Source organism: Xanthomonas sp. AM6 (assembly GCF_025665335.1).
In the GTDB taxonomy this organism is placed as follows: Bacteria; Pseudomonadota; Gammaproteobacteria; order Xanthomonadales; family Xanthomonadaceae; genus Xanthomonas_A.
Genome location: NZ_CP106869.1, coordinates 3,328,542 through 3,339,520 on the forward strand (window position 1 = coordinate 3,328,542; position 10,979 = coordinate 3,339,520).

Here is a 10,979-nt window from a genome sequence, read left to right on the forward strand (position 1 = left end):
CGCGCGATCGCGTGCGCGCGTTCAAGCCGCCCAGATCTCGCCGAAGACGCGGTCGAAGTTCAGCCCCAGCACCTTCTCGGCCACCCGCGCGCCGTAGCCGTGGCGCAGCAACGCATCGGCGACGCGTTCGAGCTTGCGCGGGGTGTTGACGTCGGACAGGTACGGCGTGCGGTTCTCGCCGGGCGCACCGACGCCGTCCTTGCGGCGCTGTTGCATCAGCCGGTCCATGTCGCGCTTGTCCTGCTCGGTGACCGGGAAGAACAGCGAATCGGTGCCGATGCCGACGTGGTCCTCGCCGCACACGTCCAGCGCATGCAGCATGTGCCGCATGTAGTCGGCCAGCTGCGGCTGGCGGCTGTCCTCGGTCAGGAACGGCAGCATGTAGATGCCCATCACCCCGCCCTTGTCGGCCAGTGCGCGCATGTCGCGATCGTGCTTGTTGCGCGGATGCGCGAACACCGCGCTGCAGCCGGCGTGGGTGATCACCGGCGGGCGCTGCGACAGCGCGATGCCGTCGCGGGTGGTCTGCGCGTTGGAGTGGCTGAGGTCCAGCGCCACGCCGAGCCGGTTCATCCGCGCGATCGCCTCGCGCCCGAGCGCGGTGACGCCGCCGGCCTCGTCGTCCAGGCAACCGGCGCCGAACGGCGAGCCGTGGTTGTAGGACAGCTGCATCACGCGCACGCCGAGCTGGCGGAACAGGTCGATGCGCTCGGGCTGGTCCTCCAGCATCGCCGCCGACTCGAAGGAGAAGATCAGCGCGATCCGTCCTTCGCGCCTGGCCCGCTGCAGGTCGTCGTGGCGCAGCACCTTGAGGAAGTGCTGCGGCTGGTTCTCGACCAGCGCCTGCGCGGCGGCGATGTCGCGCACCGCCGCCTCGAAACCGCCGTCGGCATCGCCCAGCGTGGTCTTCAGCGCGCTCACCCCGGATTCGCGCAGCTGGCGCAGCCGCGCGGCGTCGTCCGCGTTGCCGAACACCTGGCCGATCGAGGCCAGGGTGTTGGCGTCGAGCACCAGCGCGCGCCGGTACAACGCCGCGGCGTCGCGCGCGCCCTCGCCGTTCGCAATGGGTGCCGCGGTCCTCGCCGCTGCCGCCACCGTGCCCGGCAGCATCCCGGCGAGCAGTGCGCTGCCGGAGAGACCCAACCATTGCCGCCGCGTCCATGTCTGGCTCATCGCTGTTTCCTGCATTCGGTGTGGTGACGCCGCCGCGACCGCGATGGCTGCGCGCGCCCAGCGCGCATAGCACTGCATCCGGCGCGCGGCGATCAGTGCCGAAAGTACCGTCGGCGCAGCGCCGCCGTGCCGACCGGCGGCGGGCCCGGCACCGGCCTGCGTGGATTTCCTGGCGCCACGCTCCTATCATCCGCCGACCTATCAAGGATGCGCGCCCATGACCACCCCGCAGATGTCGGTGTATTTCTTTCTGCAGGCGGCGGCGATCCTGCTGGCGTGCCGGCTGGTCGGGCTGCTCGCCAAGCGCGTGGGCCAGCCGCAGGTGGTCGGCGAAATGATCGCCGGCGTCGCCCTGGGGCCGTCGCTGTTCGGCCTGGTGCTGCCGGACGTGCAGCAGGCCCTGTTCCCCAAGCAGACCCTGGACGTGCTGTACGTGGCCGCGCAGCTCGGCGTCGGCCTGTACATGTTCCTGGTCGGCACCGACTTCCGCGGCGACCATTTCCGCGCGCGCTACCGCAGCGCGATGACCGTGTCGCTGGCCGGCATCGCGGTGCCGTTCGTGCTCGCGTTTGCGCTGGTGCCGTGGCTGCTGCACACCCCGGGCCTGTTCTCGGCCAAGGCCAAGGTCCTGGAAGCCTCGCTGTTCCTGGGCGCGGCCATCGCCATCACCGCTTTCCCGATGCTGGCGCGGATCATCCACGAGCGCGGCCTCACCGGCAGCCCGCTCGGCACCCTGGCGCTCACCGCCGGCGCGGTCGACGACGCCGCGGCGTGGTGCATCCTCGCCGTGGTGCTGGCCAGCTTCGGCGGCAGCTGGAACAGCGCCTACCTGGCGATCGGCGGCGGCGTGGGCTACGCGCTGTTCATGATGCTGGTTGGCCGCCACTGGTTGCGCCGCCTAGCCGACCGCGTGCGTCCCGACCAGCCGCTCAACGCCAGCGTGCTGGCGGTGGTGCTGATGCTGTTCTGCGTCAGCGCCTGGGCGATGGACGCGATCGGCATCCACGCGGTGTTCGGCGGCTTCCTGCTCGGCGCCTGCCTGCCCAAGGGCGCGCTGACCGAGAAGCTGCGCGAGCAGCTGCAGCCGTTCGTGGTGGTGTTCCTGCTGCCGATGTTCTTCACCTTCTCCGGGCTCAAGACCCAGCTCAGCGTGCTGCTGGACCCGCAGATCCTGCTCGCCGCGGTGGTGATCCTGCTGGCCTCGTTCCTGGGCAAGGGCATCGCCTGCTGGGCCGCGGCACGCGCCAGCGGCGAGAACAACCGCGACGCGATGGCGATCGGCGCGCTGATGAACGCGCGCGGGCTGATGGAACTGATCATCATCAACATCGGCCTGCAAGCCGGGGTCATCGAACAGGGCCTGTTCTCGATCCTGGTGCTGATGGCGATCGTGTCCACGCTGATGGCCACGCCGCTGTTCAACTGGGTGATGCGCCGCGCCGCCGCGCGCGAGGCGGCGCCGGCCGCGGCCAACGGCGCGCTGTAGCGCGCCGCGCGTGCAGCGGGCCTAGGCTGCGTCCACGCGCCATCCCGGCGGCAGGCCGGCGACGAGGTGCGCCTGCAGGGCGCGCACCTTCGGAGTGAAGTCGCCGCGGTCGGCGACGCACAGGTACAGCCGCATCGGTTCGGGCGCGGCGTTGACCGCGCCGGCGGCGTCGTATTCGAACAGGGCGCGCAGCGCGCCGCGCTGCAGGTACGGTTGCGCCACGAACGCGGCCAGCCGGGTGATGCCGCCGCCGGCCGCGGCCATGCCGGCGAGCGCGTCGATGTCGTCGCCGACCAGCGCCGGCGTCACCTCCGCGTCGAAGCGCACGCCGTCGCGAATGAAGCCCCAGCGCAGGTAACGCCCGTCCACTGCCCAGCGCAGCAGCAGGCAGGCATGGTCCTTGAGGTGCTCAGGCGTCGTCGGCGTGCCGGCGCGCGCCAGGTACTCGGGCGCGGCGCAGAACACGAACGGCACCGCTGCGATGCAGCGCGCGACCAGACCGTCCTGCAGCTGCGGTTCGATGCGGATGCTGACGTCCACGCCCTCCTGCGCGTGATCGACGCGGTGGTCGGCGCTGAGCAGTTCGATCGACAGGCGCGGGTAACGCGCCGCCAGCGCCGGCAACAGCGGCGCCAGCACGTGCCGGCCGAACGCGGCGGTGCTGGCCACGCGCAGGCGGCCTTCCGGCTCGGCATGCCGGTCGGCGACCGACTGCCGCGCACGTTCCAGGTCCTGTTCCACCTGCCGCACCTGCTCCAGGTACAGCGCGCCGCGCTCGGTCAGCGCCAGGCTGCGCGTGCTGCGGTTGAGCAGACGCACGCCCAGGTGCGCCTCCAGCCGCGCGATGTTCTGGCTCACCGCCGCCGCGCTCACGCCCAGCGCCCTGGCGCCGCCGGCGACGCTGCCGGCCTCGACGGTGTGGATGAAGCTGCGGATGGACTGGAGGATGTTCAAGATGGGGGCCGGTATACGCGATGCAGTCGTAAGTTGCAGTTTACAAAGTCGCAAGCCGCGCCCGCCTGTCGGCGCTGCGGAACGCTTGCTAACGTGCCGCCTCCCGAGCCGTCAGGCCGCATCATCGAGGCATCGCCCATGCAGGAATTCGACATCGCCGCGCCACGCCGCCCGAAACTGGGCGCGCGCACCACCCCGTTTGTGTTCGCCTTCTACATGGCCACGATCATGGCCATGCTGATGTGCCTGGTGATCACCGCGGCCAATGCCGGGCTCGGCGACGGCTATCTGCAGCGTGTGCTGGGCGCCTACCAGTTGGCGATGCCAACCGCGTTCTGCTGCATCCTGGTGGTGCGGCCGCTGGTGCAGCGGTTGGTGGCGGCGACGGTGCACCCGCCGCGTTAAACGATGTCCCCGGATGTCGCGGCGCACACGCCCCGCCCCGCGCCGCCTGGCAAGTTGCTGCCGGCCCAGCGCCTGGCTTGCGGCGCGGCAATGCGTGATGCGCATCGAAATCCCGAACCGAACTGCTCACGCCTCGCGCGCGCGCCGATGACGGCCCGGCCATCGTTGGCTACGCTGGGGGCGGCGCCGGATGCGATGGCGCGGCGGCCATGCGCCGCCGCACCGGCTCGACGAAGATCCCACAGAGGAGCATGTGCGATGACCTTGTCTGTTGCCGGCCGTCCGCTTCGATCCGCGCGCACGCTCTCCGAACCCGCGCAACTGACGCTCGCCTGCATCGATGGCGGCATGCCATGGGTCCAATGGGCGAGCGAGTCCACCGCCGAGCGCTACGACTTCGCGGACGAACGCAGCCTGCTCGATGCCGTGCAACAAGGACTGCATGGCGCGCCCATGATCTGGCTGCCGCGGCTGGGCCTGCAGATCGGTCCGGCCAAATTGCTGACGATGAGCGGCGGGAACGCCGCGGCGCTGCGGCGCGCCGAAAGCGGCGAGGACAGCGCGGCGCTGGCGCGGGAGGTGCAGCGCGTGCTGGCCGCACACGACCTGGTGACCAACGCCGAGCTGGCTTCCGGCGACGCGTTCCTGGCCGAACTCGGCGTGGACGCGGCCCCGTTGCTGCAGGTGCTGGGCTTCGACGAGCGCGTGGCGGTATGGCGCCTGGCGGTGGCGTCCGCGCAGCTGGACGCGCGCGCCGCCCGCCGTCGCGAAGCCGCCGGCTTCGCCCTGGCGCAGGCGCGGACCCCTTTGGAATTCTGCGACTACTACCGTTATTACCTGCAGTCGGCCGCCGACGGAGGCAGCGCGGCCACGCGCCAGCAGGCCACGACCGACGCGCTGCACGCCCTGTTGCCGTCGCTGTTCGATGCGCTCAACAGGCTGCAGTTCGACAGCCCGCCCTCGCCGAGCGAGATGCAATACGCCGTCGTCCGCTACCTGGCGACGGGGCGCACGGTCGGCTTCCCGCGCCTGTCGCTGGCCGCGCAACAGATCGCAAGCCGGGCCCCGCGCCTGGGCAGCGACTCCGCCGGCGTCCGCCGCGCCGTCGCGTCCGTGCTGCAGACGGTGCAGGCGTCGCTGGGCAGTGGCCGGCTGCGGCCAGGACGCGTTGGCCAGGACGGCACCAGCCTGCAGTTCCTGGTCGAAGAAGGACAGCAGCGCGTGCTGTTGCAGCTTGCCGGCAACGCCCTGACGATCGCCGAACTCGCAGTGCCCCTTGCGCCCGCCGACACGACCGCCGAGGCGCCGTCGCCTGCGCTGGCGTGGCGGGACGCTGACGCCGCCGCCGCGCCGCCACCGTCGCGCCAAGACACCGGGCAACGCCTCGAGCAAGCGCAACGCGAGCTGCAGCAGGCCTTGGAGGCGTCGGAGCGGCTCGTCGAAGCGGCCCAATCCGCCGCGACGGCCGCCATCCGGCAAGCCAGCGAGGCCGCCGATGCCACCATCAACGCGGCGCTGCAACAGCTCGATGCCGCCGTCTCCGCGGCGAAGAACGCTGCGGCGGGCAGCGCAACCAGGACGTAGTTGCGCTGCCGGCACCGGGTGCGGCGGCGATGACCGGCAGCCCCAGCATCACCAGCGCGCGCGGAAGCCGCTGCGGCCCACGGTCGGCTCCGTCAACAACGGACGGGGCGCCAGGCGCGCCGCGCCAGCAGCGCATCGGCCGCTCACAACGGGGTCAGCCGCCACAAGCCGTAGGGATTGGCGAACAGGTCCCCGGGCGCGAACTGGGTGCTGGGTTCGGCGTCGAGCCGATAGCGCGGCGCCTGCGGCGCGACCGAGAAGGTATGGCCTTCGCGTACGGCCGGCGCCTCGGTGAACAGATACCAGGTGAAGGTGTGCAGCAACCCCACCGGATCGGACGCCGCTTGCGCATCGACGATCGCGTCCTTCATGCCGAAATGGTGCATGCCGCAGGAATGGACCTGCTCACCGGTGATGTTCAGCACGTACGCGCGATGCGCGCTGCACCGGGACAGGTCCGCGCAGAGCTGGCGCCATGCCGCCGGGCCGTGCGCCACGCCGCTGCTCTCCACCTTCACCCCCAGGCCGCCGGCATCCAGCAGCCCCGCGGCCGCCTGCATCATCGCTTCGGCACGCACCCTGGAACCGCCCGCGCCGATCAGATAGACGACGGATGCATGGGCGTCGATGCGCGCCATCTCGGGCGAGCCGCGCCAGTGCGGTCCGGCCGCGGCGAACGCCGCCGCCATGCGTGGATCGCGCGACTCGTATTCCAGTTCGAACGCATCGCCGCTTTCCATGTGCAGCAGGATCCGCCCGGCAAAGAGATAACCGCCACTGTCGCGGACGATGCGCGCGACCAGATCCGAGCGATCCTGCCAGGGACCTGGAATGCACAGCACGATTTTCGGGGGATCGATCAAGGTGGCGGCTCCTTGCCGTCAGCTGCCGGGCACGCTCGAGCGGAATGGCGACTGGTCCGTCACGCCGGCTTCTTCGGCGCACCACGACACCTTGCGCACGTTGCTCGCGGTGCGACGACCCCAGATCTTCAGCATGCGCCGCTCCCGATGTGTCCGCGGATTCTACCGGGTGCAGCGCGCGACGGCCGCGATCGTGCGGCCGGTCCCGACATCCGCCGACGATGGCATTATCATGACCTGCATTCGCGCCGCGCCTGCCGAGCCGTTGCGACGTGGGACCCGGACGCCCGCCAGCACTGGCCGGCGTCGATCCGCTGCCGAGGAGCCGAACTTGAGCAAGACCCCGCCACCGCAAACCGACACGCCCGCCCCCCTGGCAGCCGAATCGCCCCAGGCCGACACGCCCGGACACCAGGGCGCGCCCGTGCCATTCAACGAACTGCAGCGCCTCGCCTCGCTGAAGCGCTACCGGGTGCTGGACACCGATCCCGAGCAGGCCTACGACGACCTGACCACGCTGGCCTCGGCCGTCTGCAAGGCGCCGATCGCGCTGATCTCGCTGATCGACAGCGACAGGCAGTGGTTCAAGGCGCGCGTGGGCATGGACACGACGGAGACGCCGCGCGAGCTGGCGTTCTGCGCGCATGCCATCCTGCAGCCGGACTACGTGCTCGAAGTGGGCGACGCGCAACTGGACCCGCGCTTCGCCGGCAATCCGCTGGTCACCGGCGACCCCGGCATCCGGTTCTACGCCGGTGCGCCGTTGGTGAGCTCCGACGGCATGCCGATCGGCACGGTATGCGTGATCGACCGCATGCCGCGCACGTTGTCCGAAGAGGAGCGCAAGGCGCTGCAGTCGCTGTCGCGGCAGGTGGTGGCACAATTGGAACTGCGCCAGGCGATGGCCGGCCTGGAACTGGAAAGCATGACCGACCCGCTGACCTCGCTGTGGAACCGCCGCAGCCTGGACCGCAAGCTGCACGCGGCGTGGGACGTGCACATGCTGGACAAGACGCCGCTGAGCCTGCTGATGATCGACCTCGACCACTTCAAGAGCATCAACGACAGCTTCGGCCATCCGGCGGGCGACCAGGTGCTGGCGCAGGCCGCCGCGATCATCCGCGACAACGCCGGGGCCGACGCGATCGCCGCACGCTTCGGCGGCGAGGAGTTCTGCGTGGTGTTGGCGGACACCGATGCGGCGCAGGCGCAACGCACCGCCGAGACGATCCGCGCGGCGCTGCAGGCGGCGGCGTGGCCGCACCGCCAGGTCACCGCCAGCATCGGCGTCGCCATCGCCGACGTCGGCGATGGCAGTTTCCCCAACGTGCTGCTGGCGCGCGCCGACCGCGCGCTCTACATCGCCAAGCACGAAGGCCGCAACCGCGTGGCGGTGTTCAACGGTTGGGGCTGATGCAGCGTAGGCCCAGCGCAGTCGCCCGGCTGCGCGCGCGGCCGCCGTTGCGCCCTGCTCGCCCGACTCGCTTCTGCAACGCCGTCGCATCCACACGCGGCCATTGCCGCGTGTCCCGGCGCAGCGACAGCGCTTTTCCCACGCGAAAACCACGGCCCCGGACCGTGATCGCGAACGCATGGCGCGATTTCCGGGGATAAGCCGCAAGGCACGCGTACGACCGGAGACGCCCCGCCACGAACCGGCGCGGCGCTGTCGGCCGCAGACCACGCCACGCTCAGGTCAGCGGCGTCATCACGCCCTTGCGGTAGGCCGGGCGTTGCTGCAGGCGCGCATACCAGTCCTGCAGATGCGGCAGCGCGGGCCGTTCGATCGGCATCTCGAACCAGGCGTAGACGAAGCTGCCCAGCGGGATATCGCCCATCGCGAACTGCGCGCCCGACAGCCACGGCTGCTGCGCCAGCGCCGCGTCGGCGAGCGCCAGCAGTTCGCCCGAACGCGCCAGGGCGGCGGCGATCCTGGCCTCGTCGCGCGCTTCGGGCGCGGTGCGCAGCGTGCCCCAGAACAGATCGCGGAACGGGCCGGCGAAACTCGAGGTGGTCCAGTCCATCCACCTGTCGCCGAGCGCGCGCATGGCCGGATCGTCGGGGTACAGCGTGCCCGGCGCGTAACGCGCGGCCAGATAGCGCACGATGGCGTTGGACTCCCACAGCGCCAGGCCATCGTCCTCGATCGCCGGCACCAGCCCGTTGGGATTCATCGCGCGGTAGTGCGGCTCGCCGGTCCCGCCGAACGCGCCGCCGACCTGGATCGATTCGTAGGGCACCCCGGCTTCCTCGGCGCACCACAGCACCTTGCGCACATTGCTTGAGTTGTGTCGTCCCCAGATCTTCAGCATGGCAGCGCTCCTGTCGCGAGCGCCAATTCTAGGCCGCCGCGCGCGCCTGCGGCGGCGCCGCTTGCGATCGCGGTTGCGATGGCGCCAGGCAACGGCACGGATGCAACCTGCGCCGACCGGCGCGACATCGCGCACCAGCGCAGGTCTCGCCATCGGCATCGCGGGCGCTGCCGCCGCGCCTGCGCGCAGGTCGCCGGAGGCTGCGCGGATGCGCCAGCAGCCGCGCGCGGCGGTGCCAGGCTCAGTCGAACTGCAGCACGAAGCCGCCGCGCGCCGGCAATGCCACTTCCACGGTCTGCGCCGGCGGCACCTCGATGCGGCGGCTGGCCAGGCCCAGCGGGCCGTCGCCGTCGAGGATCAGGCGCGCGCCGCGTCCGCCCACGCCGAGCTCGGCCAGGTCCAGGCGCAGCGTGCGCGGCTGCGCATCGGCGTTGATGCCGGCCACGTACCAGCGCGCGCCGCCACGCCGCGCGAACACCGCGAAGCGCCCGGGGTAGCCATCCACGTAGCGGCTGTCGTCCCACACCGACGGCAGTTCGCGCAGCAGCGCGCGCACCTCCGGCGCGGCCTTTTCCAGATTCTCGGGGGTCTCGGCGTAATGCTGGATGCCGGACACGAACAGCACCGTCTCGGCCAGTTCGAACCCCGGCGTGGTGCGCCGTTGCACCTTGTCGTTGAGCTTGACCAGGGCCAGCGGGGTGAAGTCCATCGGGTCGAACACGTTGCGCGCGAACGGCAGCATCGCCGCATGCGCCGGCACCTGGTCGGCATTGGCCTGCTCGAAGGTGGCGAACTCCAGGCCGCGCACCGCCTCCATCGTCATCAGGTCCGGCCAGGTGCGCTGCCAGCCGCGCGGCAAGGTGGCGCCGTGGAAGTTGAGCAGCAGGCCGTACGGCGCGGCGTCCTCCATGATGTCCAGGTAATAGCCGATCATCGACTGCCCGTCGCCGCCGAAGAAATCGATCTTCACTCCGGCCACGCCCAGCGCCTTGAGCCGTTCGAACTCGCGGAGGCGGCTGGCGTGGCTCAGCATGCGGTCGCGCGGGGTCTGCGGCGCATCGTTCCAGCTGCCGGCCGAGTTGTACCAGAGCAGGATCGCGACCTGCCTGGCGCGCGCGTAGGCGATCAGTTCGCGCATCCGCTCTTCGCCGATCTGGGTGTCCCACAGCGCGTCGATCAAGGTATAGCGCCAGCCCATGCGCGCGGCGAAGTCGATGTAGCGCTTCTGCACCTCGAAGGTGGTGGCGCCGTCGCCGAGCAGCGGCCAGCTCCACGACGCCTTGCCCGGCTGCGGCGGCGCCACCGGCGCGCGCGCGGGCGGATCGGCCAGGTCGGTGCCGAGCGTGGACTCGGCGACGGTCTTCAGGCTGCCGACCGCGACGATGCGCCACGGCGAGCGCCACGGCAGCGCGAAGCGGGGGTTGGCGGCGCCGCCGGGCAGTACCTCGCGCGGATCGGGCATGCCGATCGCGTACTCGCCGGGTACGCCGGCGACGTCGCGCAGGCGGCTGCCGGCATGACCGCGGCCGAGCGAGCCTTCGCTGAGCAGCACCCAGTCCGCATCCTGGCGGAACAGCGCCGGATACACCCAGCCGGCGGCCAGCGGCGATGGCGTGCCCACCGCCACGTCCTGCAGGTAGTACTCCTCGTACGAGGGGTTGGTCCTGCCGAACCCGGTCTTGGCCGGCGACATCGGCTGCAGCCAGGCGCGCGTGGCGGCGGCGAAACGGAACGTGGTGGCGTCCTCGCGCAGCTGCCGGATCCGCGCGTCGCGCCCGGGAAAGCCGTAGCGGAACGCGACGCCGTCGTCGGAGACCTGGAATTCGATCTGCAGGCGCTCGCCGTTGGCGCCGCGCCAGGAAAACACGCGGCGGTTGGCGTGATAGTCGTTGATGCGCCGCTTGCCGGTGAGCAGTTCGTAACGGTCGTGCACCGTCGCGACGGGCGACACCTCGAGCAGGCGCAGGCCCTTGGAGAAATCGGCATCGTCGCGGACCAGGCCCAGGCGCGAGCGCAGCAGCACCTCGCGTCCGTCGCGCAGCACGCGGTAGTGCGCGGTGCCGGCCTCGTCCAGGCTCAGCTGCGCGCGCAGCGTCGCGTCCGGACTGGCCACCTCGCCGACCATGCGCTCGGCGGCCAGCGCCGGCAGCGCGCACAGCAACGCGCATGCCGCGACGAGGACCGCCGCCGTCATGCGCCAGC

The 10,979-nt window shown here is 71.3% G+C and carries 9 protein-coding genes and 1 pseudogene; 4 read left to right on the forward strand and 6 right to left on the reverse strand.

Translation table 11 applies throughout. The features are described 5' to 3' along the window. Positions 1-21: 21 nt before the first annotated feature. The gene (locus OCJ37_RS13970) at positions 22-1,173 is read right to left on the reverse strand and encodes a dipeptidase (RefSeq protein ID WP_263110194.1); all 1,152 of its coding nucleotides are present in this window, start codon (positions 1,171-1,173) and stop codon (positions 22-24) included. Positions 1,174-1,390: 217 nt separating this feature from the next. On the opposite strand from OCJ37_RS13970, the gene OCJ37_RS13975 reads away from it, so the two are divergent. Further along, complete coding sequence (locus OCJ37_RS13975; protein ID WP_263110196.1) at positions 1,391-2,659, forward strand: cation:proton antiporter; 1,269 nt, start codon at positions 1,391-1,393, stop codon at positions 2,657-2,659. Positions 2,660-2,680: 21 nt separating this feature from the next. On the opposite strand, the gene OCJ37_RS13980 is transcribed toward OCJ37_RS13975, so the two are convergent. Further along, on the reverse strand, positions 2,681-3,613 hold the full coding sequence (locus tag OCJ37_RS13980; protein WP_263110198.1) for a LysR family transcriptional regulator: 933 nt from the start codon (positions 3,611-3,613) through the stop codon (positions 2,681-2,683). 138 nt (positions 3,614-3,751) lie between these two features. Between OCJ37_RS13980 and OCJ37_RS13985 the strand changes: the two genes are divergently transcribed. Next, on the forward strand, positions 3,752-4,018 hold the full coding sequence (locus OCJ37_RS13985) for a DUF2798 domain-containing protein (RefSeq protein WP_263110199.1): 267 nt from the start codon (positions 3,752-3,754) through the stop codon (positions 4,016-4,018). A 258-nt stretch (positions 4,019-4,276) separates the two neighbouring features. Then, positions 4,277-5,602: a hypothetical protein gene (locus OCJ37_RS13990; RefSeq protein ID WP_263110201.1), complete on the forward strand. Its 1,326-nt coding sequence runs from the start codon at positions 4,277-4,279 to the stop codon at positions 5,600-5,602. A gap of 143 nt (positions 5,603-5,745) precedes the next feature. Here OCJ37_RS13990 and OCJ37_RS13995 read toward each other — a convergent pair whose 3' ends face one another. Then, a complete protein-coding gene (locus OCJ37_RS13995) occupies positions 5,746-6,465 on the reverse strand; it encodes a hypothetical protein (RefSeq protein ID WP_263110203.1) in 720 nt (239 codons plus the stop codon). 60 nt (positions 6,466-6,525) lie between these two features. Further along, positions 6,526-6,600 (reverse strand): annotated as a pseudogene (locus OCJ37_RS21010) (glutathione S-transferase); the annotation flags it as partial. 289 nt (positions 6,601-6,889) lie between these two features. Here OCJ37_RS21010 and OCJ37_RS14000 point away from each other — a divergent pair. Further along, positions 6,890-7,879, forward strand: coding sequence for a sensor domain-containing diguanylate cyclase (locus OCJ37_RS14000; RefSeq protein WP_263110205.1), 990 nt, complete (start codon positions 6,890-6,892; stop codon positions 7,877-7,879). A 277-nt stretch (positions 7,880-8,156) separates the two neighbouring features. On the opposite strand, the gene OCJ37_RS14005 is transcribed toward OCJ37_RS14000, so the two are convergent. Together OCJ37_RS14005 and OCJ37_RS14010 are read right to left on the reverse strand one after the other, a co-directional pair. Next, positions 8,157-8,777, reverse strand: a complete 621-nt coding sequence (locus tag OCJ37_RS14005) for a glutathione S-transferase family protein (RefSeq protein WP_263110207.1) — start codon at positions 8,775-8,777, stop codon at positions 8,157-8,159. A gap of 241 nt (positions 8,778-9,018) precedes the next feature. Continuing rightward, positions 9,019-10,971 carry a glycoside hydrolase family 97 protein gene (locus OCJ37_RS14010; RefSeq protein ID WP_263110208.1) on the reverse strand — a complete coding sequence of 651 codons (1,953 nt, stop codon included), beginning with the start codon at positions 10,969-10,971 and terminating at the stop codon, positions 9,019-9,021. Positions 10,972-10,979: the final 8 nt, after the last annotated feature.